We start from the raw sequence: 22,542 nt of genomic DNA, 5'->3' as shown, positions 1-22,542 counted from the left end.
ACGGCCAGTTTAGAACAGGACGATATCAAAGTGTTCCGGGTGGGTATCCGGCTCCACCCGCAGGCTGATGCGCTTGCCGATAAACTCTTCGAGGTCGGCCACATTGGCGGATTCCTCGTCGAGCAGGCGGTCGATCACATCCTGCGCCGCGAGCACCATCAGCTGGTCCGTGTCGTAGGCGCGCGCGTCGCGCATGATCTCGCGGAAGATCTCGTAGCAGATGGTCTCCGCGGTTTTTACCAGGCCGCGCCCGCTGCACACCGGGCACTCCTCGCACAGCAACTGGCTGAGGCTCTCGCGGGTGCGTTCGCGGGTCATCTCCACCAGCCCCAACTCGGACACCCCGGTAATCTTGTTGCGCGCCGGGTCGCGGGCCATGGCCTTTTCCAGCGTGCGCTGGACCTGGCGGCGGTGCTCCTCATCCTGCATGTCGATGAAGTCGACAATGATGATGCCACCCAGGTTGCGCAGGCGCAGCTGGCGCGCAAGCATCGTGGCCGCCTCGAGGTTGGTCTTGAAAATCGTCTCCTCGAGGTTGCGCCGGCCGACATAGGAGCCGGTGTTGACGTCGATGGTGCTCATCGCCTCGGTCTGGTCGATCACCAGGTAGCCGCCGGATTTCAATTCCACCTTGCGCCCCAGGGCGCGCTGGATCTCGGTCTCGATACCGTGCAGGTCGAACAGCGGGCGCTCACCGGCATAGTGCTCCAGGCGCTCCGACACCTCGGGCATGTAGTCGGTGCAGAACTCCTGTAATGCATGGAAGTTCTCGCGGCTGTCGACCATGATGCGCTCGACCCCGGGGCGCACCAGGTCGCGCACCGTGCGCAGGTGCAGGGGCAGTTCCGCGTACAGCAGCTCCGGCTTGCGCGCCGCCGCGGCGCGCCGCGAGACCGCCGCCCACAACCGCTGCAGGTAGCGCAGGTCGCCGCGCAATTCCTCGAGGCCGACGCCCTCCGCCGCGGTGCGCAGGATGAAGCCGCCCTCCCCGGCCATGTCCTCCGCGGTGCGGCCCTCGGCCAGCAGCGCCTGCAATCGCTCGCGCTCGCCGGCATCGTCGATGCGCTGCGAGACACCCACGTGATTGCCGCCGGGCATATAGACGAGGTAGCGCGATGACACCGACAGCTCGGTCGTCAGGCGCGCGCCCTTGGTGCCCAGTGGCTCCTTGGTCACCTGTACCACCAGCTTCTGACCCTCGCGCAGGTAGTTTTCCACCGCACCGCGCGCGCGCCCCTCCTGGCCCGGCAGCAGCAGGTCGGAGACGTGGATGAAACTGGTGCGCTCGGCGCCGATATCGACGAAGGCCGCCTGCATCCCGGGCAACACGCGCACCACCTTGCCCGAATAGATATTGCCGAGCATGCCGCGACTGTTGCTGCGCTCGATCAGCACTTCCTGGGCGGCGCCGTTGTCGACCACGGCGACGCGGGTCTCCATCGGCGTGATATTGACGAGGATCTCCTCACTCACCGGCGGGCTCCAGGCCGCCGGCGATACCAGCCGCGCTGAGCAGGCGCCAGGTCTCGGCCAGCGGCAGGCCGACCACGTTGCTGTAGCTGCCGTCGATGGCGGTGACGAAGGCGCCAGCCAGGCCCTGGATGGCGTAGCCGCCGGCCTTGTCCCAGGGCTCATCGGTGGCGAGGTAGGCTTCGCACTGGCGGTGGTTGAGCTGGGTGAAGGTGACCCGTGTCTCCACCACCTCGGCCTGGGGTTCGCCGTCGGGCGTGCACAAACAGATTCCGGTGAAAACACTGTGGCTGCGGCCGGACAGCCGCGCCAGCATGCCCAGCCCCTCGCCGCGCGAGGCGGGCTTGCCGAGGATGTCATCATCGAGCACCACCGCGGTATCCGCCGCCAGCACCGCCACCGCCTCGCCGGGGTGGCGCGCGGCGACGCGCGCGGCCTTTTCACAAGCCAGGCGCAGCACGTAGTCCTCGGCGGCCTCGTCGGGCAGCTGGGTCTCGTCGATGTCCGCCGGTTCACAGCGGCACTGTACGCCGATCTGCGCCAGCAGTTCGCGGCGCCGCGGCGAGGCACTGGCCAGGATCAGTTCCACCTCAGCTCACCCGGTAGGCCCGGCGCACGCGGCGCAGGCTGTGCAGGATCAATGGCCAGAGCAGCGCGCTGGTCAGCGCGGGCAGCAGGAAGACCAGCGAGCGCGCGCCCAGGCCCTCGAGTTTCTGCACCCACTGGCAGACCATCTGGTGGATGCCGATGAGGACGAAGATCACCCCCGCCTGCTGCCACAGGTTGAACACGCGGATACGCTGGTAGAGCATCAGCGAGAGCAGCGCGAGGACCACCAGCGCCATGGCGTTCTGGCCGAGCAGCGCGCCCTCCAGCACATCGACGATCACCCCCAGGCACAGCGCCGTGGCCAGGCCGACGCGGTGCGGCAGGGCCATGCTCCAGTAGATAAGCACCAGCGCCACCCACTCCGGGCGCGCCTGCAGCAGCCAGCGCGGCAGGGGTATCAGGGCCAGCACCAGGGCGAAGAAGAAACTCGCCAGGATTACCCAGTAGGCATGCGCGCGCTGGTCGTCCAAGGCTCAGCCTTCCTCCGCGGGTTTCGCGGTAAACACCAGCAGCACGTGGCGGCTGCGGTCCAGCGCCGCGGTCGGCGTGGCGGTGACCCGGGCGAAGGTCTGGCCCGGGTCGCGATGCACGCTGTCCACCACCGCCACCGGGTAGCCGGCGGGAAAACGCCCGCCCAGCCCGGAGGTGACCAGCAGGTCGCCCTCGCGGATGTCGGTGGTCGCGGAGACGTGGTAGATGGCCAGTGAGCTGAGGCTGCCGGTGCCCTCGGCGATGGCGCGCACGCCGTTGCGGTTGACCTGCACGGGAATCGAGTGGGTGGCGTCGGTGACCAGCAGCGCCCGCGACATGCCCGGGGCGACCTCGACGATCTGGCCGAGCAGGCCGTCCGCATCGAGCAGCGGCTGGCCGAGGAACACACCGTCGCGGCTGCCTTTGTTGAGTACCAGCTGGTGGCGTTCCGGGTCCGGCGACACGCCGACCAGTTCCGCGACCAGCACATCGTCGCGCAGCATGGCGGAGGAGTTGAGCAGTGCGCGCAGGCGCACGTTCTCGGCCTGCAGCGACGCCATCTGTTGGGAGCGCCCCTGCAGCACGAGGTTTTCCTGGTTGAGGCGGGCGTTGTCTTCAAGCAGCGTGGCGCGGCTGACCATGTGCTCGCGACTCCATTCCAGCGCGCGCATGGGCAGTTCCGCCACCCAGTAAACCGGCGTGGCGGCGGTCTCCAGGGCCGCACGCGCGCCGCGCATGGCGTTGAAATGCAGGTCCGCGACGATCAGGGCGACGACGACCAGCAAGACCAGGCCGAGGCGCAGGCCCAGGGTCGACTGCTTGACGAATAAAGGCTTGATGTCCTCTCCTTAAGCGCTCGCGCAGGAAAGCGACAGTGTACTTATTCGGTGGACAGCAGGTCTATGGTGCGCCGGTCCATCATCTCCAGGGCGCGACCGCCGCCGCGGGCGACGCAGGTGAGCGGGTCCTCGGCGACGATCACCGGCAGGCCGGTCTCCTCGGAGATCAGGCGGTCGAGGTCGCGCAGCAGGGCGCCGCCGCCGGTGAGCACGATACCGCTCTCGGCGATATCCGCCGCCAGTTCCGGCGGGGACTGTTCCAGCGCGGATTTCACCGCCTGGACGATGGTGGTCAGCGGGTCCTGCAGGGATTCGAGGATCTCGTCGCTGTCCAGGGTGAAGCTGCGCGGTACGCCCTCGGCGAGGTTGCGCCCGCGCACGTCGATCTCGCGCAACTCGCTGCCACCGAAGGCGCAGCCGACTTCCATCTTGATCTTCTCCGCGGTGGCGTCGCCGATCAGGCTGCCGTAGCGGCGCCGCACGTGGGCGACGATGGATTCGTCGAAGCGGTCACCGCCGACGCGCACGGAATCGCGGTAGACGATGCCGTTGAGGGAGATGATGGCGATTTCCGTGGTGCCGCCGCCGATGTCCACGACCATGCAGCCGCTGGCCTCCTCGACATCCAGGCCGGCGCCGATGGCCGCGGCCATGGGCTCCTCGATCAACCGCACCTCGCGCGCGCCGGCATACAGGGCCGACTCGCGAATCGCCCGGCGCTCCACCTGGGTGGACATGCAGGGCACGCACACCAGCACACGGGGGCTGGGGCGGATGAAACGGGTCTCGTGCACCTTGGCGATGAAGTGCTGGAGCATCTTCTCGGTGACCTGGAAATCGGCAATCACGCCGTCTTTCAGGGGACGGATGGCGGTGATATTGCCCGGCGTACGGCCGAGCATGCGCTTGGCCTCGGTGCCGACAGCCTCGATGGTTTTCTGGCCATTGTGGATGCGGATGGCGACGACCGAGGGCTCGTTGAGCACGATGCCCTTGTCGCGCACGTAGATCAGCGTGTTCGCGGTGCCCAGATCTATGGAGAGATCATTGGAGAACACTCCACGCAGTTTCTTCAGCATTAACTAGTGTACCTTACTGACAACAAAGGAGAACTGGACCTGCCAGTTCCTGATGCATCCCTACCTGCCGTGCCTCGCACCACTGAACTGATATTAAGTATCGTGGCAAGTTCCTTGGAAATACCCTTGAACTGCGAGGATTTTTTACCGTTTTGTCGGCGCAAAAATTATTCCGCGAAGAGTATCAACCACGGGGTTTTTGGGCAAGGCGCAAATATGATAAGTTTACCGCCCCGCCGCAGTCCGGCGGCCACTTCCCCGGTTTGAAAAATGGCTATTGAGCAGGACGAGATCGAGAAAATTGCCGAGCTGGCGCGCATCCGTGTCGATGCGGCGCAGGCCGCCGACCTGACCCGCCGCCTGGGCGACATCCTCGCCATGGTGGACCAGTTGCAGGCCGCCGACACGGCGGACGTCGAACCCATGGCGCACCCGCTGGACGCCACCCAGTGCCTGCGCGCCGACCGCGTCACCGAGGAAAATCGCCGCGAGGCGTTCCAGGCGATCGCCCCGGCCGTCGAGGACGGCCTGTACCTCGTCCCGAAAGTCATCGAATAAGCCCGCCCGGCAGGACACAGCATGCATGATCTCAGCGTCACCCAGCTCGCCCAGGGGCTGCGGGACAAACGTTTTTCCAGCGCCGAGCTGACGCGCGCCTTCCTGCAGCGCATCGCTGAGCTGGACGGGCAGTACAACAGCTACATCAGCGTCGACGAGGCCGGCGCCCTGGCCGCGGCGGCCGCGGCGGACACCACCCTGGCCCGCGGCGAGGGCGGCCCGCTCACCGGCATCCCGCTGGCGCACAAGGATATTTTCTGTACCGACGGCCTGCGCACCAGCTGCGCCTCGAAGATGCTCGACAACTTCGTACCGCCCTACGACGCCACCGTGGTGCGCAAATTCCGCGCCGCCGGCGCAGTGATGCTGGGCAAGACCAACATGGACGAGTTCGCCATGGGCTCCTCCAACGAGACCAGCTTCTACGGCGCGGTGAAAAACCCCTGGGACCTCGAGCGCGTACCCGGCGGCTCCTCCGGCGGCAGCGCCGCGGCGGTGGCCGCGGGCCTCGCCCCCGCCGCCACCGGCACCGACACCGGCGGTTCCATCCGCCAGCCGGCGGCCCTGTGCGGTATCACCGGCCTCAAGCCGACCTACGGCCGCGTCTCGCGCCTGGGCATGATCGCCTTTGCCTCCAGCCTCGACCAGGGCGGGCCGATGGCGCGCAGCGCCGAGGACTGCGCCGTACTGCTCGGCGCCATGGCCGGCCACGACCCGCTGGATTCCACCTCCGCCGACGTCCCGGTCGACGACTATCTGGCCGGTCTCGGCGAACCCCTGGCGGGCTTGCGCATCGGCCTGCCCCGACAGTATTTCGGCGACGGCCTGGATGCCGCCACCGGCGAATGCGTGCGCGCCGCCCTGGGCGAGTTCGAGGCCCTGGGCGCCACCCTGGTCGACGTGGACCTGCCCAACACCGGGCTGTCCATCCCCGCCTACTACGTGATCGCCCCCGCCGAGGCCTCCACCAACCTGTCGCGCTTCGATGGCGTGCGCTACGGCTACCGCTGCGCCGAACCGGTGGACCTGCACGACCTGTACACCCGCACCCGTGGCGAGGGTTTCGGCGAGGAAGTGAAACGACGCATCCTGGTGGGCACCTACGCGCTGTCCGCCGGCTACTACGACGCCTATTACAAGAAGGCGCAACAGGCCCGGCGCCTGATCGCCCGCGACTTCGATGCCGCCTTCCAGCAGGTGGACATCATCGCCGGCCCCACCGCCCCCGGCCCGGCCTTCCGCCTCGGCGAGAAGAACGACGACCCGGTGGCCATGTACCTGGAGGACGTCTACACCCTGGCGGTGAACCTGGCCGGCCTGCCCGGTATGTCGGTACCCGCCGGTTTCGTCGACGGCCTGCCGGTAGGCCTGCAACTGGTCGGCCGCCATTTCGCGGAGGCGCGGCTGCTGAACGTCGCGCACCAGTTCCAGCAGGCTACCGACTGGCACACGCGCCGCGCAGCGACCGGGGGGAGCAACTGATGCAGTGGGAAACCGTCATCGGCCTCGAGGTGCACCTGCAACTGGCCACCGCCTCCAAGATTTTCTCCGGCTCGCCGACCACCTTCGGCGCCGAGCCCAACACCCAGGCCAGCGCCGTCGACCTCGCCATGCCCGGCATGCTGCCGGTGCTCAACGAGCAGGCGGTGCGCTACGCGGTGATGTTCGGCCTCGGCATCGACGCCGAGATCGGCCTGCGCTCGGTGTTCGACCGCAAGAACTACTTCTACCCGGACCTGCCCAAGGGCTACCAGATCAGCCAGTTCGCCGAGCCCATCGTCGGCCGCGGCCACTTTGAGATCCAGCTGGAAGACGGCAGCACGCGGCAGATCGGCATCACCCGCGCGCACCTGGAAGAGGACGCCGGCAAGTCCCTGCACGAGGACTTCCACGGCATGAGCGGCATCGACCTGAACCGCGCCGGTACGCCGCTGCTGGAGATCGTCAGTGAACCGGACATCCGCAGCGCCGAGGAGGCCGTGGCCTACCTCAAGGCACTGCACAGCCTGGTCACCTACCTCGGCATCTCCGACGGCAACATGGCCGAGGGCTCCATGCGCTGCGACGTCAATATCTCGCTGCGACCCAGGGGACATGAGGAATTCGGCACCCGCGCGGAGATCAAGAACGTCAACTCCTTCCGCTTTGTCGAGAAGGCTATCCGCCATGAGATCGAGCGCCAGTCGGACATTCTCGAGGACGGCGGCAAGGTGGTGCAGGAAACCCGCCTGTACGACCCCGACAAGGACGAGACCCGGCCCATGCGCTCCAAGGAAGTGGCCAACGACTACCGCTACTTCCCCGAGCCGGACCTGCTGCCGGTGATCATCGACACCAGCTATGTGGAGGCCATCCGCGAGACCCTGCCAGAACTGCCCACCGCCAAGCGCCACCGCTTTGCAGAGCAGTACGGCCTGTCCGCCTACGACGCCGGGGTACTGGCCGACAGCCGCGCCCTGGGCGACTACTACGAGGCGGCGGTCGCCGCCTGCGGCGACGCCAAGATCGCCGCCAACTGGGTGCAGGTGGAACTGCTCGGCCAGCTCAACCGCAGCGACCTTGAGCTGGGCGACTGCCCGGTATCCGCGCCGGACCTCGGCGGGTTGATCGCGCGCATCCTCGACAACAGCATCTCCGGCAAGATCGCCAAGCAGGTGTTCGAAGCCATGTGGGCCGGGGAAGGTACCGCGGACGAGATCATTGCCGCGAAGGGCCTGAAGCAGGTCTCGGACAGCGGCGCCCTGGAGGCCATGGTCGACGAGGTGATCGCCGCCAACCCGGGCCAGGTGGAGCAGTACCGCGCCGCCGACGAGGGCAAGCGCAAGAAGCTCATCGGCTTCTTCGTCGGCCAGATCATGAAAGCCAGCAAGGGGCAGGCCAACCCGCAGATGGTGAACAGCCTGCTGGCCGAGAAACTCGACTGAGCGTGTTGCACGCAGGCGGGACGGGTCTGCCTGTCCTGCCCGGCTGTCTCCAGCGACGCGCGAGGCTATTCCAGACTCGACACGGTACTGACCGGCATCACCTATAACGTGATCATCAACGCCGGCAAATACCGCTGACCCCCGGGGGCGGTGCACCCCTGGCGTGTGCGCCGCGTCACATTAATTGCAGTGAAACCAAAGTATTAGACAGCCGCTGCCGATCAATTATACTGAGGCGTCTAATTCGGAGAGTAGTGGTAATGGCACAAGAGCCTGACAAACGCGGCCGTCGTGTACTCATCGTTGATGACGACAAAATCGTGCGACTGAAAGCGGCAAAAATGCTCGAGGAGTGTGGCTGCGAGGCGGTCGCCGCGGTCAGCGGCTGGGACGCCCTGACCCGCCTGGAAGACATCAAGCCGGACCTGATCCTGCTGGATATCACAATGGAGCCGCTCGATGGCTTCAAGACCCTCACCCTGATTCGCGCCAGCAAGGAAGAGTACGCGAACATCCCGGTGGTCATGCTCAGTTCCCACGACGACGTGTTCACCATCGGCAAGTCCCGCGACCGCGGCTGCTCCGCCTACCTCGACAAGCCGCTGGAAATGCAGGACCTCAAGCAGGTGCTCGCCGAATTCCTGAGCGTCCGCGCGGCGATGTAAGCGCCCTCCCCCGGCGCTGAACCCCCTTTTCAACAGCGACACGCGTGCAAAGACGCGTGTATCGCCGTGTGCAGAAGAAACGCCCCTGCAATAAATTGCACCTACTGCCCTGACCACCCGCGACGCATTTGCACCGCCCCCACAGTCTGCGACAATACGCGCCCGGGCCGGTCTGTCGCCGGACACCAGCGCGCCAACCGGAACAAACTGCAACGACAAGGAACTCCCCACCGGTGAAAAAAGACAAGGAAAAGGTACTCGACGAAGTCTGGACCGAGGACCACGTGCGCAGCTTCCTCGAGGTGCGCCCCCACGACGCCAGCAACCCCGACTTCTTCATGCTCCTGCGCGCCTACCAGAGCATGCGCGCCGAGGATTTCGAGCTGTTTGTCGGCTTCTTTCGCGAGCAGGGCCGCGACCTCAACGCCCGCGGCGTCGACGGTCGCAGCGTGCTGGACATCGTCCGCGAACACCGCCTGGGCGGCGACTACGCCGCAGTCCTCCAGGGCGCCAGCGCCGCCTGACCTGCAGCGGGCGCGACGCTATAACTGGCATACCTGTTTTGCTATCCTAGCGCCCCCCGGCGGCCCCGACACCGGCCGCTGCCCGGCGGCCGCAACAGCAACAGGAGACGGCGTGATCACGCTCTACGGCATCAAGAACTGCGACACGGTCAAGAAGGCGCGCAAGTGGCTGGACACCCACGCCGTGGAGTACCAGTACCACGACCTGCGCGAGGACGGCCTGCCGCGCAAGACCGCACAGGCGTGGCTCAAGTCACTGCCCTGGGACACCGTGGTCAACAAGCGCAGCACCACCTGGAAGACCCTCGACCCGGCGCAGCGCGAGGCCATGGACGCGAACAGCGCGCTGGCGGCGATTCTCGAGCACCCCACCTTGGTCAAACGGCCGCTGCTGGACACCGGGCACGAACTACACTGCGGTTTTTCCGCCGCGCAATACGCAACTCTCTTCGAACGCCACACCCTCTAGGGTGCACTGCACACAGGTAAACACATGACGGATTCCGCATTCGCGTTCGGCCTCGGGGTCGGCACACGCAACAGCAAGGGACAATGGCTGGAAGTGTTTTTTCCGCAGCCGCTGCTCGCCCCGCCCGCGGCGGTGATCGCCGCGGTGAGCGGCGACAACGACGCGGTGCTGGAGATCGACCAGCTGCGCGCGCTGCGCCAGGCGCTGCTGGAGGCCGGCGAGGAAAAGCAGGCGGCCCTGGCCGGGCGCCTGATGGACGCCGGGCGACCGGCGGTGGCGGTGCTGCTGCGCGAGGACGCGCCGCCGGCCAACGTGCCCGAGGGCTACCTCAAGCTGCAGCTGATCTCCCACCGCCTGGTCAAGCCCCACGGCACCCGCCTGGACGGCCTGTTCGGCGTGCTGCCCAATGTGGCCTGGACCAACGAGGGCGCGATCGACATTGAGGAACTGCCCGAGCGCCAGCTCTCCGCCCGCCTGCGCGGCGAGGTACTGGAAGTGAGCAGCGTCGACAAGTTCCCGAAAATGACCAACTACGTGGTGCCCGAGGGCGTGCGTATCGCGCACACCGCCCGGGTGCGCCTGGGGGCCTACCTCGGTGAAGGCACCACGGTCATGCACGAGGGCTTCATCAACTTCAACGCCGGCACCGACGGCCCGGGCATGATCGAGGGCCGCATCTCGGCGGGCGTCACCGTCGGCGCCGGCTCCGACCTGGGCGGCGGTTGCTCCACCATGGGCACCCTGTCCGGCGGCGGCAACATCGTGATCGCGGTGGGCAAGGAGTGCCTGATCGGCGCCAACGCCGGTATCGGCATCCCGCTGGGCGACCGCTGCACCGTGGAAGCCGGCCTGTTCGTCACCGCCGGCACCAAGGTCACCCTGCTCGACGCCGAGGGCATGCCGGTGGAGACGCTCAAGGCGCGCGACCTGGCCGGCAAGTCCGACCTGCTGTTCCGGCGCAACTCGGCGACCGGCGCAGTGGAGTGCCTGACCAATCGCAGCGCGATCGAACTCAACCACGAACTGCACGCGCACAACTAGGGCCGGGGCACCGTGGACGCCACGCTACAGCTCACCTGCGACCTCATGCGCCGCGCCTCGGTCACCCCCGAGGACGCCGGCTGCCAGGCGCTGATGATGCAGCGCCTGGAGGCCTGCGGTTTCAGCTGCACGCCCCTGCCCTTCGGCGAGGTGGAGAACTTCTGGGCAGTACACGGCGACGCTGGCCCGCTGCTGGTGTTCGCTGGCCACACCGATGTGGTGCCGACCGGTCCGGAGGCGCACTGGCAGTCGCCGCCCTTCGAACCCAGCATCCGCGGCGAGACCCTCTACGGGCGCGGCGCGGCAGACATGAAAGGCAGCCTGGCGGCGATGGTGGTGGCCTGCGAGGCCTTTGTCGCCGAGCACCCGGACCACGCCGGCCGCATCGGTTTCCTCATCACCTCCGACGAGGAAGGCCCCGCCATCGACGGCACGGTGCGCGTGGTGGAATGGCTGGCGGAGCACGGCGAGCACATCGACTGGTGCGTGGTGGGCGAACCCTCCAGCAGCGCAGCGCTGGGCGACGTGATCAAGAACGGCCGCCGCGGCTCGCTCAACGCCACGCTCACGGTGAAGGGCCAGCAGGGCCATATCGCCTACCCGCAGCTGGCGGACAACCCGATTCACCGCGCCGCACCGGCCCTGGCGGCGCTGTGCGCGGAGACCTGGGACGCGGGCAACCGCTTCTTCCCGCCGACTTCGATGCAGATCTCCAACATCCGCGCCGGCACCGGCGCGACCAACGTGATCCCCGGGGAACTGGAGGTGGTGTTCAACTTCCGCTTCTCCACCGAGGTGACCGACGCGGAGCTGCGCCAGCGCACCGAGGCGATCCTCGACGCGCACGGCCTGCACTACGAATTGCGCTGGAGCCTCAGCGGCCAGCCCTTCCTCACTGCGGAAGGTGCGCTGGTCGAGGCGGCGCGCGACAGCATCCGCGAGCACACCGGGCGCGAGACCGAGCTGTCCACCGCCGGCGGCACCTCGGACGGGCGCTTTATCGCCCCGACCGGCGCGCAGGTTGTGGAACTGGGGCCGGTCAACGCCACCATCCACAAGGTCGACGAGTGCGTGCACGCGCCGGACCTGCCGCAGCTGGCGGCGATCTACCGCGGTATTCTCGAGCGCCTGCTGCTCGCCGGCGACTGAGTCCGCTACACCAACCGACCTACTGCAGCGCGGCCGCCCGCTGAGCGAGCAATGCGGCGAGCCGGGCCCGCGTGTGCGCATCCGGCACCAGTAGCGTATCCGCTGTCCCTTCCAGAACCGGCGCCAGCCAGTCCATATCCTCGCCCGCCAGCGCCACCGCGTGCACGGCGATCCCGTCGGCGGCGAATTCCTCGCCCAGGCCCCGGGAGAAAGCGACCAAAGCCGCGGCCGTCGCGGCGCCCACCGCATCTGCCGCCGGCGCGAGCAGCGCGGCGGCGTGCACCAGGTTGAGAATGCGTCCACCGTCGAGTTGCGCCATGAAAGCAGCCGCGGCCCGGCACAGCGCCAGGCTGGACTCGCTATGACGCAGGGCGCCGGACAGGTCCGCGGCGACCGGCGGCAAATTGACCAGCAGGTCGAAGGGGCCGCGCTGGCGCAGTGTTTCCAGCGCGCGCGCCTGACCTTCGCGAGTCGCCAGGTCCGCGGCGACCACCTCGTCTGCCGGCGCACAGCCGCCGACAGCGACCACCCGAACCCCGGCTGTTCCCAGCGCACGGCACAGGGCCTCACCCTGCGCAGACGCGCTGCCGCAGACCAGTGCCGTGGCTGTTGTCGAATTGCCCATACGCGGCCCCCGGACAGCGTTGAATACGTGGACTGGGTGAATACCGGAAACGGTATTACCCGGAAACGTCAGGAATGATACCGGCCGCGGAAGCGGCTGTCAGGCGAGACTGCCCTGCACGTAGACATCGAAACGCACGGCGCGGCCCTTGAGCACGTGGGACGGGCTGGCGCCGCCCAGGGCAGGCGCCTTGAGTGGCCGCTTGACCACTACCCGCGCCACGTCCTGGGCGCGCGCCCATTCGAGCAGTGCGGGCTCCTCGGCGGCATCGTCCAGCAGCAGTTGGAACAGCGCCATCTCCTTTTTCACCGCGGCGCGCTTGCCGCGCTCGGGGAACATCGGGTCCAGGTAGATGACGTCCGCCTGTGCGACGAGGTCCGCGGGCAGTTCGCGGGCATCGCCGCAGTGCAACTGCATGCTGGCCACCACCGTCGACAGCCAGCTGTCGCGACTGTCGCGCGCCGCGGCCAGCCCCGCCTCGAGCATGGCGGCGACTACCGGGTTGCGCTCGCACAGGATCACCCGCGTGCCGAGGTCCGCCAGCACGAAGGCGTCGCGGCCGAGTCCCGCGGTCGCATCCAGCACACACATACCCGCCTTGCGGGTGACACCCACGGCGCGGCCGAGCATCTCGTTGTGCCCCGCCGCGCGGCGATGGCGCATCGCCGCGGCGCCAAAATCCACCGCCACCGGACCGGGCGCCGCCGGGCCGGTCAGTTGCAGGGCGAGTCCGTCATCCCCCAGCAGCAACAGTGCCGCGCAGCTGTCGCAGTGCCGTGGGTCCGTGGCCGGGGGCAATAGCGGGAGGTCAAGGCGCGCCGCCAGGGCCTGCGCAGCGGCCGCGAGGGCGGGATGAGCGGCGCTCACCCCGAGTTGCACGACACTGGACATGGGAGTTTCGGGAACGACCTCAGGACTCGGCGTTGTGGCCACCGCGTCGGTGCAGGACGCCGGCGAGATCGTCGATCAGGTCCTCCACACTGGCCGCCGGGGGCGCCGGCTTGACCGCCGTGGTATCGGCTTCGGGCGAGCCGGCCAGCGGCGGGGCGTCATCCGGCGGCGGATACGGCACGCCCAGTTGCAGCTGGCCACCGTCGAGGCGGATGTCCACCTCCAGGTTGAAGGCGTTGTGGGTGAGGCCGTGCTTGTCGGTAAAACGCAGGCGCAGCGGCTTGCTGTGGCCGTCGAGGTCCTGGTAGCTGGAAAGCCGGCAGTCGATCTGCTCCACCGTTTTGCTCGACAGCTGCGACCCGCGCACCGCGGACAGGCCGCGGTTGCAGGCGGCGACAAACGCCGGGCTGGACACTGGCACGTGTGCCTGCAGGCCGAAACTGCCCATGGTAGTAAAGTCGCCTACCAATACCTGGTTGGGGCTGGCCAGGTCGACGATGCGCGCCAATTCGATGGTCACGTCGCCGACGATGTAGCTGAATACGGTCGGGTTCACCCCCTCCGCCTGGTACAGCTCGTAGTGGCCGCCGATGTGGTAGGCGGCGCGAATCACCGGCACCGTGTTGCCGCGCGACTGGGCGCGCGCCACCGCGTTGTCCGCCACCACCAGCACCAGGAAGGAGAACAGGTCGACGTTGGCATCGGCGCCGAGGCCGCGGTTCCACACGTAGTAGCCGTCGCCGGTGGTGGTGCGCGCGAAGTTGATCTCGATACCCTGCGCCAGCAGCTTGTTGTAGGCGGAGTTGAGGGAATAGGACAGGCTGTTGAGCTGGCTGGCCTGTTCGAACGGGGTGTACAGGGAGAATTCCACGATGTCGAACAGCAATACCGCGCGGTCCTCTACATAACTGATGCCGTAGCGCCGGATGAGTTGCTCGACCTCGTGCAGCAGCACCGGCTCCTCGACCAGGGCGGTGTTGAGCTTGATAAAGGTGGGGGCCACCCCGAGCCGCTCGCAGATCGCAAACAACTCGTCGCGCTGCTTGCGCCGCCGGCCGGAGATCAGCTCGCGGATAAACCCCTCGTTGCCGCGGTGCTCCGCGTCGTCGGCGCAGTAGTTGCCGAGGAAATAATGCGGGACGAAAATCACCAGGAGACCGCGCTCGTCGGCGCTCCAGCAAAGAACGATATTCTGCCCCAGACGCCACTGCTTGCGCAGCGTCTGTTCCAGGGCTTTCAGGTTCCCTCTCTGGATGATGGATATGGCACCGTTGCTCGCGCCTGCACCCTCTTCCCCCGGAGGACGCCGATCGCCGGACTCAGCCATCAGGACTCCCAAACTACTCCATTAGAACGGACATTATAGGTAGCCTGCAGGCGGGCGGCTACGTAGAATCCACGCAAGATGCGAATGTCGGCCGGCCGGGAGGGGGTATGAAACTGCAAGTAAAGGCACTTTGCCGCCTGTCGGCGCTGCTGGTCGCGCTGTCGGCCCTGGCCGCCTGCAACCAGTACGACGTGCGCGTCAACGACCGCGTGGTGTACACGCCCGATCCGCTGTTCAGCGACTACGCCGCCAGCGACCCGGCGTTGCAGCGCTGCCTGGACAAGGCCATCAGCCGGGAGAAGATCACCAGCGCGGCGCAACTGCGCGCGCTGGACTGCCGCGGCGCCGGCATCACCGAACTCACCGGCCTGCAGGTGTTCACCGGGCTGCGTGAACTGCTGCTGGCGGACAACGCGGTGAGCGATCTTTCCCCCCTGTTGCCGCTGTCCTCACTGGAAATCCTGTCGCTGGCCGACAACGCGGTGAGCGACCCGCGCCCGCTCTACGAACTGCTCTCCCTGCGCAGCCTGGACCTGTCCGGTAACACCGGGCTGTCCTGCCCGCCGCGCCAGGACCTGTTGCGCGTCGTCGAACTGACCCTGCCCACGCACTGCGCGCGCTGATGCTCTACCGGCTGGTCGGCTACCTGCCATTCTGGCTGCTCTACGCCCTCGCGCACCTCGGCTACCTGCTGCTCTACCACGTCGCGCGCTACCGGCGCGAGGTGGTGGCGGACAACCTGGCCCACGCCTTCCCGGAGAAGAACGCGGCCGAACGCAAGCGACTGGAAAAGGCCTTCTACCTGCGCCTGTGCCAGGTCGCGCTGGAAGTGCTGCGCGCGCGGACCATGCGCCTCGAAGAGTTTGCCGCGCGGGTGAAGGTGACCAACGGCGAACTGGTGGAGCGCCTTTCCGAGGGCCGCACGCGCTCGATCATCGTGCTCACCATCCACCAGGGCAACTGGGAGTGGATGCTGCACGGCAACACCGCGGCGCTGGGGATTTCCATGGACCCGGTGTACAAGCCATTGCACGACGCCGCGGCAGACGAGGTGATGCTGGAGACGCGCAACCGCTTCGGCTCGCGGCCGCTGGCCATGGCCGACGCCGCCCGCGACATCCTGCGCCGGCGCCGCGAGTTCCGCCTGTTCGTGATGGTCGCCGACCAGTCCCCCACCGGCGACGAGCGCGGCTACTGGACGCAATTCTTCCACCGCGACGCGCGCTTCTACCTGGGCGCGGAGTCGATCGCCCAGGCCACCGGCTTTCCGGTGGTGTTCGCCCAGTGCCGGCGCCTGTCCACCGGCCACTACGAGATGATCTACCGCGAGGTCGCCGAACCGCCCTACGAGAAAGGCTCCCACGCGATCACCGAGCGCTACATCGAGATCGCCGAGGAGGCGATCCGCGCGGAACCGGAGAGCTGGCTGTGGAGCAACCGCCGCTGGAAGCGCGCGCGGCCGGCGGACGCCTAGCGCTGGGGCGTCAGGCCTGGAACCCTGGGCGACCTCAAACCGGCAGCCAGCCGAAACCCTCTGCCTGCTCCGCCCACACCACCCGCTCCAGGCTGGCCAGCGCCGAGGCCAGTGCCTGCTCGGCGAGGTGGCGGGAGTTGTTGTTCTCGCTGATGTGCGCGACCACCAGGTTGTTCAGGCCATCCGCGTCGATCTCGCGCAGGAAACCCGCCGCCTGCTGGTTGTTGAGATGCCCCCAGTCGCCACCCACACGGCGCTTGAGCGGCGGCGGATAGCTGCCGGCGTGCAGCATGTCGACGTCGTGATTGAACTCCAGCAACAGGCTGTGGCAGTCGCGGTAGTGGTTGACCACGTGGGGCGTGATGCAGCCGAGGTCGGTGAGCACGCCGAGCCGGCGCTCGCCCCAGCTGATACGGTACTGGCAGGGTTCCGCCGCATCGTGGGGCACGGGAACGGCCTGCACCGAGAGCGCGCCGACCTCGAAGCACGCATCGCTGTTGAAGCGGCGCATTTCATGGCAGCCGTCGAGGCGCCCGCTGGCGGCGGTGCCGTGGGTGAGGTAGACGGGAATCGCGTGCTGGCGCGACAGGCGCGCCACGCCATTGCTGTGGTCGGAGTGTTCGTGGGTGACCAGGATGCCCTGCAACTGCTCCGGCGCCACCCCCAGCCGGGTCATGCGCCGGGTGGTTTCGCGCGCGGAGAAGCCGCAGTCGATCATCACCAGGGTGTCCCCGGCCTGCACCAGGGTGGCGTTGCCCTTGCTGCCGGAGCCCAGGGAGGCGAAGCGCATCGCGTTAACGCAGGCGCATCGGTTTAGTTGATGTTGCCCTTGACCAGCGTCAGCAGCGTCTGGTGTTCACGCGGGGTCAGCTCGTCGTTCGCGTCCTGCAGGCGCACATAAATGGCCATCTCGTCGCCGCCGAGGTCGCGCAGATTGGCAGTGAAATTCTCGCCGGTGTGCGGCAGGTCGTCGTCACTGTTCCACAGCCAGTCGAACCAGCCGCCGCCGTCCTCGCTCTCCAGGCCGAGGAAGCGAAGGTAGTAGACGCCGCTGCTGCGGTCGCGGTCGGTAATCTCGAAGGCGGATTTTTCCAGCGCCAGGCCGAGGGAAGCCCAGGCCCGGTCAAAGGGCAGGGTCAGCTGGATATAGGCTTCGCCGCTGGCGTCCTCCTGCAGGGAGATACGCCCGCTGGCATTGATCTGCTGCTCGGCGACCATGGAGACCGGGGCGTTGCCGACGCTGTCGGCGATGTACTGCGCCAGGGAGCGCAGCATTTCCTGCTCCTGGTCGAGGTTGTCCGAGGCCTCCGGCCAGCTGGCGATATCGCCGGCCTGGTTCTGCTGCAGCACGTGCAGTTCGCTGGTGCCACGCTGCACGCCCTGCTCGATGCGCATGCGGAAGCGGCTGCCCATGGAGGTCGACTCCAGATTCAGCCAGTCGGTTTCCATGACGCCCGCGCGCGCGTCGATGCGGCGCAGGTTGATGCCCGCGGAGGCGAGGAAACTGCGCACCTGCGGCCACACCTGGCCGGGGGCTTCCTCGATGAGCACCCAGGTGGTGTCGCCCAGGCGCTGGATACGCACGGATTCATCCTGCCCGCCGGCAACCAGCGGCGTGGGTCGCGGCACCTCGAACTCGCCCGCGGCGACCAGCGTGGTGCCGGTAGCGGGTACCGGGTAGATCTCCTGCAGGGCGGTGTCGCTGCTGTCCTCGGGCAGGGCGATAATCGGCAGCTCCGGCGCGGACTTGTAATCCTCGGACTTGTCGCGGAACACACCGCGATCGCCGAACAGGTAACCGCAGCCGGTCAGCTGCGCCAGCAGTGCAAGGCTCGCGACGCCAGCCAGGTAACGCGTGGTACGGTTCATGAGCGCGCTACCTCGAGGGCGGCCACAACTTCGGCGTGGTATTTGTCGTCCAGTCGGGTCAGCGGCAGGCGGATGCCCTCGCCGATGACGCCCTCGTGGGCCAGTGCCCACTTTACCGGGATCGGGTTGGCCTCGAGGAACAGCGCGCGGTTGAGCGCCGCCAGCCGCGCGTTGACCGCGCTGGCCGCCTCGCGGTCGCCGGCCAGGGCCAGGCTGCACAGTTCCGCCACCAGTTGCGGCACGATATTGGCCGTGACCGAGATATTGCCCTTGCCGCCGGCGAGTATCAGTTCCATGGCGGTGGCGTCATCTCCGGAATACACCGCGAAATCGGCGTCGCAACGGGCGACCAGGTCGCGGGCGCGGGCGATGTCGCCGGTGGCGTCCTTGATGCCCACGATGTTGTCGATCTGCGCCAGCTTGACCACGGTGTCGTTGTGCATATCCACCGCGGTGCGCCCGGGCACGTTGTACAGCACCTGCGGGACAGCCACCGCCTCGGCGACCGCCTTGAAGTGCTCGTACAGGCCGCGCTGGGTCGGGCGATTGTAATAGGGGGTTACCAGCAGGCAGGCGTCGGCCCCGGCGTCGGCGGCGGCGCGGGTCAGCTCGATGGCCTCCCAGGTGGCGTTGGCGCCGGTACCGGCCAGCACCGGCAGGCGGCCGGCCAGGTAATCGACACAGTATTTGATGACTTCGCAGTGTTCCGGAACGCTGAGGGTAGCGCTCTCGCCGGTGGTGCCGACGGCGCCGATGGCCGCCGTGCCGGCCGCAATATGCATGTCCAGGAGCCGCTCCAGGGCCGCCCAGTCGACGCTGCCGTCGGCGTGCATGGGCGTCACCAGTGCGACGATACTGCCGGTAATCATTCGAACTCTCCGCGAAGCAGCCCGGGGGCGCCTGAACAGGCACTTTCCGGGAAAGATGGCCATTATCCATGACAGTGTCCGGAACACAACCGGCCTGTGAGAAATTGCCCGCGGGTGCTATGCTGGCCCCACCCTGCGGAGCTCGAGCGTGATGCGCATACACGGAATCCTGCCAGCCCTGATCCTTCTCCTGCTGGGCCTGTCCGGCACCCACGCCGGCGCCCAGGAGGCGCCGGTCATCGGCGAACTCTCCTCCATCGACCGCCAGTACATGCAGCGCCAGCGCGACGGTATCGCCGAGCTCGCCGCGCAGCATTTCGGCGTACGTTTCAGCGGCACAAAGGACAACGACCTCGGCCTGCTCCAGCGCCTGCTCGACGAACAGGTGGTCGTCAACCAGCAGACCCGCGAGTTGCAGGCGATGGGCGTGATCCTCGGCGACCTGCTGGCGGCCGAGTACGGCCTGCACTGGGTGATCTACAGCGACAAGCTCGGGCGCAGCCACGCGCTGCGCTACCGCGACAGCGACAACTACCTGTTCCCGGTAACCATGATTTCGCGCCGCCGCGAGGCGGGCAACCTGACGCCAGTGGCGGATATCTATGCGCGGGCGGGGGCGGCCATCAGCGAGAGCATTCCCGCGCTGCCCTTCCAATAGTCGAAGGCTTCCGCGGCACCAACACGCATCCAGGGTCACCGCATCGCGCGCAGGCGCTTGGCCTGTGCCCGTTCATGCCAGTAGACTGACAGCTGAACGCGACGCGGCCCACTAATCCAGAATGATCCCAGAAAGAGCCCGGAACGAGCCTAGAATGAGCCCCGCATGAGCCAAGCCCAGCCAGCCGAATTCGAACTCCAGGTCGAGGACCGCGACAGCGCGGTGCTGACCCTGCGCGGCGACTGGGTCCATGGCCGTGAGCACCCGGACTACCGCGAACTGCGCGACGAACTCGCGGTGATCTCGGCCCCCGAGCTGGTGGTGGACTGCAGCGCCCTGGGCACCTGGGACTCGGTGCTCATGGCCTTCCTGCTGCAGTGCTACAACCAGTGTCGCGACGAGAACATCGAGTTCCAGCCGCGCGAGCTGCCCGAGGGCGTGCAGCGCTTGCTGCAGGTCGCCACCGCGGTGCAGCCCTACAAGCCGCCGGCGCAGCGCCGCCGGCCCTGGTACGCCCGCCTGCACCTGGGCGAGCTACTGCGCGATTTTCTCGAGCGCTCGCGGGAGACCCTGGCGTTCATCGGCGAGGTGTCCATCGCCCTGTGGAAGCTGCTCCTTGGACGCTCCAATACTCGCTTCGTCGATTTCCGCACCTTCTGTTACCAGGCCGGCCCCAACGCCATTGCCATCATCAGCCTCACCAGCGTGCTGGTGGGCATGATCCTGGCGTACCTCGGCGCGGTACAGCTGCGCCAGTTCGGCGCGGAGATCTATGTCGCCGACCTCGTGGTGATCGGCACCCTGCGCGAGATGGGCGTGCTGATGACCGCGGTGGTGATGGCCGGCCGCACCGGTGCGGCCTACGCCGCGCAGCTCGGCACCATGCAGACCAACGAGGAGATCGACGCCATCGTCACCATGGGCGTATCGCCGGTGGAGTTTCTGGTGGTGCCGCGCATCCTCGCCCTGGTGGTGATGATGCCGCTGCTCACCCTGTACGCCAACCTGCTCGGCGTGATCGGCGGCGGCATCGTCGCCGGCGGCATGGGTATCACGCCGCTCATGTACATGAACGAGGGCGAGCAGGCGCTGTCGCTGGTGCACCTCAATGTGGGGTTACTGAAGAGCGTGATCTTCGGTGCGCTGATCGCGGTGGCCGGCTGTCGCGCGGGCATGAACAGCGGACGCAGTTCCGCCGCGGTCGGCGAGGCCGCGACCGAGGCGGTGGTCATCGCCATCGTCTACCTGATCATCGCCGACGCGGCGATCAACATTATCTTCCAGCAGGTGGGCATCTGATGGCCGAGGCGCATATCGCGGTACGCGAGCTGACCATGGCCTACGGTTCGCGGGTGATCCAGCGCGACCTCAGTTTCGATATCAATCGCGGCGACATCTTCGTCATCATGGGCGGCAGCGGCTGCGGCAAGAGCACCCTGCTCAAGCACCTGCTGGGCCTGGTCGAGCCCGCCGCCGGCGACATCCTCTACGCCGGCGACAGCTTCGTCCACGCGAACGCCAATGCGCGCGATGTCATGCGCCGCGGCTGGGGCATCACCTACCAGTCCGGCGGCCTGTTCAGCGCCATGACCCTGGCGGAGAACGTGGAACTGCCGCTGCAGCTGTACACCGACCACAGCCCCGCCGACCGCGCCGCCATCATCGCCTACAAGCTGGCGCTGGTCGGCCTGGACGGCTACCAGGATTTCTACCCCTCGGAAATCAGCGGCGGCATGCGCAAGCGCGCGGCGCTGGCCCGGGCCATCGCCCTGGACCCGGACATCCTGTTCTTCGACGAACCCTCGGCCGGGCTCGACCCGATCAGCTCGCGACTGCTCGACGACCTGATCGTGCAGATCAAGGAAAGTACCGGTGCCACCGTGGTCATGGTGACCCACGAATTGCCAAGCATCTTCGGCATCGCCACCAACTCGGTCTACCTCGACGCGGCCAGCAAGACTATGATCGCCTACGGGAACCCGCGCGAGCTGCGCGAACACAGCGACCAACCCGTGGTAAGGCAGTTCCTGGCGCGCGAGGCCAGCACTGCGGCACAGGAGAAAACTGCATGAGCGAAAAACCGCACAGCGCCGCCATCGGCGCCTTCGTCGCCGGTGCCCTGTTGATCGGCGTCACCGCGGTGCTGTTCGCGCTGGGTACCGGGTTCGGCAGCAACAGCAACAAGTTCGTGATGGTCTTCGAGGGCTCGGTGAAGGGCCTGAACATGGGCGCGCCGGTCGCCTTGCGCGGCGTGCAGGTGGGCCAGGTGACCAAGATCGAACTGGTGCTGGATTCCGAGACCTCCGAGCTCATTACCCTGGTGGAGGCGGAAATCAGCGGCGACAACCTGCGGCGCACCGGTGCGATCTCCGACAACCTGGTGGAGGATCTCATCGAGCGCGGCATGCGCGCGCAGCTCAATACCCAGAGCCTGCTCACCGGCCTGCTCTACGTGCAGCTGGATTTTCACCCGGACAGCGAAATCAACCTGGCGGACATCGATTCGCCCTACCAGCAGATCCCCTCCATCCCCACCGGCCTCGAGAAGCTGACCCGCGAGCTGGAATCCCTGGACCTGGTGAAGATGGCCAACGATATGGAAACCATCGCCACCGGCCTGGCCGAGTTTGTCGGCGACGAGAAGTTCAAGCAGCTGCCCGGCCAGTTGCACGACACTGTCGCCTCGGTGCAGGCCCTGAGCGAGCAGTTACAGGGCCAGGTCGACAGCACCGGCGGTCGCCTCGACGCCCTGCTCAGCGACGCCAATGGCACCGTCGACCTGGCCAACGAGGAGTTGCCGGAACTGGCCAGGCTGATCCGCAGCAACCTGGAAATGCTGGAGCAGGCCATCGCCACCATCGAGTCCAGCGCGAAGGAGTTCCAGCACCTGGTCGACTACGACTCCAACACCGTGTACGAACTCAACCGTGCGCTGCAGGACCTGGGCAAGGCGGGTCGCTCCCTGCAGTCCCTGGGCCGCACGCTGGAAGAACACCCCGAGTCCCTGATCCGCGGCCGCAGCGAGGACTAG

General features: G+C 67.3%; 25 protein-coding genes. 14 read left to right on the top strand and 11 right to left on the bottom strand.

Annotated elements, in window-relative coordinates:
- Positions 1 to 9 precede the first annotated feature (9 nt).
- The 5 genes from rng to E4634_RS15565 are packed head-to-tail and all read right to left on the bottom strand — an operon-like array spanning position 10 to position 4,468.
- Complete coding sequence (gene rng / locus E4634_RS15585; RefSeq protein ID WP_135445563.1) at positions 10 to 1,473, bottom strand: ribonuclease G; 1,464 nt, start codon at positions 1,471 to 1,473, stop codon at positions 10 to 12.
- Positions 1,466 to 2,059, bottom strand: coding sequence for a Maf family protein (locus E4634_RS15580; RefSeq protein ID WP_135445561.1), 594 nt, complete (start codon positions 2,057 to 2,059; stop codon positions 1,466 to 1,468). Before E4634_RS15580 ends, rng begins: the two co-directional genes overlap by 8 nt.
- A 1-nt stretch (position 2,060) precedes the next feature.
- On the bottom strand, positions 2,061 to 2,549 hold the full coding sequence (mreD, locus tag E4634_RS15575; protein WP_135445559.1) for a rod shape-determining protein MreD: 489 nt from the start codon (positions 2,547 to 2,549) through the stop codon (positions 2,061 to 2,063).
- A 3-nt stretch (positions 2,550 to 2,552) separates the two neighbouring features.
- Positions 2,553 to 3,389, bottom strand: a complete 837-nt coding sequence (mreC, locus tag E4634_RS15570) for a rod shape-determining protein MreC (RefSeq protein WP_135445557.1) — start codon at positions 3,387 to 3,389, stop codon at positions 2,553 to 2,555.
- A 41-nt stretch (positions 3,390 to 3,430) separates the two neighbouring features.
- The gene (locus tag E4634_RS15565) at positions 3,431 to 4,468 is read right to left on the bottom strand and encodes a rod shape-determining protein (RefSeq protein WP_135445555.1); all 1,038 of its coding nucleotides are present in this window, start codon (positions 4,466 to 4,468) and stop codon (positions 3,431 to 3,433) included.
- A gap of 270 nt (positions 4,469 to 4,738) precedes the next feature.
- On the opposite strand from E4634_RS15565, the gene gatC reads away from it, so the two are divergent.
- The 8 genes from gatC to dapE all read left to right on the top strand — a co-directional run bounded on the left by gatC (position 4,739) and on the right by dapE (position 11,798).
- Positions 4,739 to 5,026 (top strand): Asp-tRNA(Asn)/Glu-tRNA(Gln) amidotransferase subunit GatC, encoded by a 288-nt coding sequence (gene gatC, locus E4634_RS15560; protein WP_135445553.1) that lies wholly within the window; start codon positions 4,739 to 4,741, stop codon positions 5,024 to 5,026.
- A 21-nt stretch (positions 5,027 to 5,047) separates the two neighbouring features.
- Positions 5,048 to 6,508, top strand: coding sequence for an Asp-tRNA(Asn)/Glu-tRNA(Gln) amidotransferase subunit GatA (gatA, locus tag E4634_RS15555; protein ID WP_135445552.1), 1,461 nt, complete (start codon positions 5,048 to 5,050; stop codon positions 6,506 to 6,508).
- Positions 6,508 to 7,950, top strand: a complete 1,443-nt coding sequence (gene gatB / locus E4634_RS15550) for an Asp-tRNA(Asn)/Glu-tRNA(Gln) amidotransferase subunit GatB (RefSeq protein ID WP_135445550.1) — start codon at positions 6,508 to 6,510, stop codon at positions 7,948 to 7,950. The genes gatA and gatB overlap by 1 nt, the downstream gene beginning before the upstream one ends.
- A gap of 260 nt (positions 7,951 to 8,210) precedes the next feature.
- Positions 8,211 to 8,615 carry a response regulator gene (locus E4634_RS15545; RefSeq protein ID WP_135445548.1) on the top strand — a complete coding sequence of 135 codons (405 nt, stop codon included), beginning with the start codon at positions 8,211 to 8,213 and terminating at the stop codon, positions 8,613 to 8,615.
- Between the two features lie 233 nt (positions 8,616 to 8,848).
- Positions 8,849 to 9,139: a PA4642 family protein gene (locus tag E4634_RS15540; RefSeq protein ID WP_135445546.1), complete on the top strand. Its 291-nt coding sequence runs from the start codon at positions 8,849 to 8,851 to the stop codon at positions 9,137 to 9,139.
- 112 nt (positions 9,140 to 9,251) lie between these two features.
- Positions 9,252 to 9,608 (top strand): ArsC family reductase, encoded by a 357-nt coding sequence (locus E4634_RS15535; RefSeq protein ID WP_135445544.1) that lies wholly within the window; start codon positions 9,252 to 9,254, stop codon positions 9,606 to 9,608.
- A 24-nt stretch (positions 9,609 to 9,632) separates the two neighbouring features.
- Positions 9,633 to 10,649: a 2,3,4,5-tetrahydropyridine-2,6-dicarboxylate N-succinyltransferase gene (gene dapD / locus E4634_RS15530; RefSeq protein WP_135445543.1), complete on the top strand. Its 1,017-nt coding sequence runs from the start codon at positions 9,633 to 9,635 to the stop codon at positions 10,647 to 10,649.
- 12 nt (positions 10,650 to 10,661) lie between these two features.
- Complete coding sequence (gene dapE / locus E4634_RS15525; protein ID WP_135445541.1) at positions 10,662 to 11,798, top strand: succinyl-diaminopimelate desuccinylase; 1,137 nt, start codon at positions 10,662 to 10,664, stop codon at positions 11,796 to 11,798.
- A 19-nt stretch (positions 11,799 to 11,817) separates the two neighbouring features.
- Here dapE and E4634_RS15520 read toward each other — a convergent pair whose 3' ends face one another.
- The 3 genes from E4634_RS15520 to E4634_RS15510 form a co-directional block, all read right to left on the bottom strand.
- Positions 11,818 to 12,423 carry an SDR family NAD(P)-dependent oxidoreductase gene (locus E4634_RS15520; protein WP_135445539.1) on the bottom strand — a complete coding sequence of 202 codons (606 nt, stop codon included), beginning with the start codon at positions 12,421 to 12,423 and terminating at the stop codon, positions 11,818 to 11,820.
- A 99-nt stretch (positions 12,424 to 12,522) separates the two neighbouring features.
- On the bottom strand, positions 12,523 to 13,314 hold the full coding sequence (locus E4634_RS15515; protein WP_135445537.1) for a class I SAM-dependent methyltransferase: 792 nt from the start codon (positions 13,312 to 13,314) through the stop codon (positions 12,523 to 12,525).
- A gap of 19 nt (positions 13,315 to 13,333) precedes the next feature.
- Positions 13,334 to 14,641: a hypothetical protein gene (locus tag E4634_RS15510; RefSeq protein WP_135445535.1), complete on the bottom strand. Its 1,308-nt coding sequence runs from the start codon at positions 14,639 to 14,641 to the stop codon at positions 13,334 to 13,336.
- A gap of 107 nt (positions 14,642 to 14,748) precedes the next feature.
- Between E4634_RS15510 and E4634_RS15505 the strand changes: the two genes are divergently transcribed.
- Both E4634_RS15505 and E4634_RS15500 read left to right on the top strand, forming a co-directional pair.
- Positions 14,749 to 15,264 carry a hypothetical protein gene (locus tag E4634_RS15505; RefSeq protein WP_135445533.1) on the top strand — a complete coding sequence of 172 codons (516 nt, stop codon included), beginning with the start codon at positions 14,749 to 14,751 and terminating at the stop codon, positions 15,262 to 15,264.
- The gene (locus E4634_RS15500; RefSeq protein ID WP_135445531.1) at positions 15,264 to 16,115 is read left to right on the top strand and encodes a lysophospholipid acyltransferase family protein; all 852 of its coding nucleotides are present in this window, start codon (positions 15,264 to 15,266) and stop codon (positions 16,113 to 16,115) included. Before E4634_RS15505 ends, E4634_RS15500 begins: the two co-directional genes overlap by 1 nt.
- A 34-nt stretch (positions 16,116 to 16,149) precedes the next feature.
- Here the strand turns inward: E4634_RS15500 and E4634_RS15495 are convergent, their stop codons facing one another.
- From E4634_RS15495 to dapA, 3 genes are read right to left on the bottom strand one after another with little or no spacing between them, the layout of a single operon-like run.
- Positions 16,150 to 16,905: an MBL fold metallo-hydrolase gene (locus E4634_RS15495; protein WP_135445529.1), complete on the bottom strand. Its 756-nt coding sequence runs from the start codon at positions 16,903 to 16,905 to the stop codon at positions 16,150 to 16,152.
- Between the two features lie 23 nt (positions 16,906 to 16,928).
- Positions 16,929 to 17,984 carry an NlpB/DapX family lipoprotein gene (bamC, locus tag E4634_RS15490; protein ID WP_135445527.1) on the bottom strand — a complete coding sequence of 352 codons (1,056 nt, stop codon included), beginning with the start codon at positions 17,982 to 17,984 and terminating at the stop codon, positions 16,929 to 16,931.
- Positions 17,981 to 18,853 (bottom strand): 4-hydroxy-tetrahydrodipicolinate synthase, encoded by an 873-nt coding sequence (dapA, locus tag E4634_RS15485; RefSeq protein WP_135445525.1) that lies wholly within the window; start codon positions 18,851 to 18,853, stop codon positions 17,981 to 17,983. The genes bamC and dapA overlap by 4 nt, the downstream gene beginning before the upstream one ends.
- Before the next feature lie 151 nt (positions 18,854 to 19,004).
- Here dapA and E4634_RS15480 point away from each other — a divergent pair, with 151 nt between their 5' ends.
- From E4634_RS15480 to E4634_RS15465, 4 genes are all read left to right on the top strand, one after another.
- Positions 19,005 to 19,511 carry a DUF3806 domain-containing protein gene (locus E4634_RS15480; protein ID WP_240725211.1) on the top strand — a complete coding sequence of 169 codons (507 nt, stop codon included), beginning with the start codon at positions 19,005 to 19,007 and terminating at the stop codon, positions 19,509 to 19,511.
- A gap of 165 nt (positions 19,512 to 19,676) precedes the next feature.
- Positions 19,677 to 20,810 carry an ABC transporter permease gene (locus E4634_RS15475; protein WP_135445523.1) on the top strand — a complete coding sequence of 378 codons (1,134 nt, stop codon included), beginning with the start codon at positions 19,677 to 19,679 and terminating at the stop codon, positions 20,808 to 20,810.
- Entirely contained in the window at positions 20,810 to 21,583 is a 774-nt protein-coding gene (locus tag E4634_RS15470; RefSeq protein ID WP_135445521.1) for an ABC transporter ATP-binding protein, read from the top strand. Before E4634_RS15475 ends, E4634_RS15470 begins: the two co-directional genes overlap by 1 nt.
- Positions 21,580 to 22,542: an MlaD family protein gene (locus E4634_RS15465; protein ID WP_135445520.1), complete on the top strand. Its 963-nt coding sequence runs from the start codon at positions 21,580 to 21,582 to the stop codon at positions 22,540 to 22,542. Before E4634_RS15470 ends, E4634_RS15465 begins: the two co-directional genes overlap by 4 nt.

Origin of the sequence: Mangrovimicrobium sediminis (assembly GCF_004745945.1) — a bacterium.
In the GTDB taxonomy this organism is placed as follows: Bacteria; Pseudomonadota; Gammaproteobacteria; order Pseudomonadales; family Halieaceae; genus Mangrovimicrobium; species Mangrovimicrobium sediminis.
This window is presented reverse-complemented; position numbering and strand designations above follow the sequence as displayed.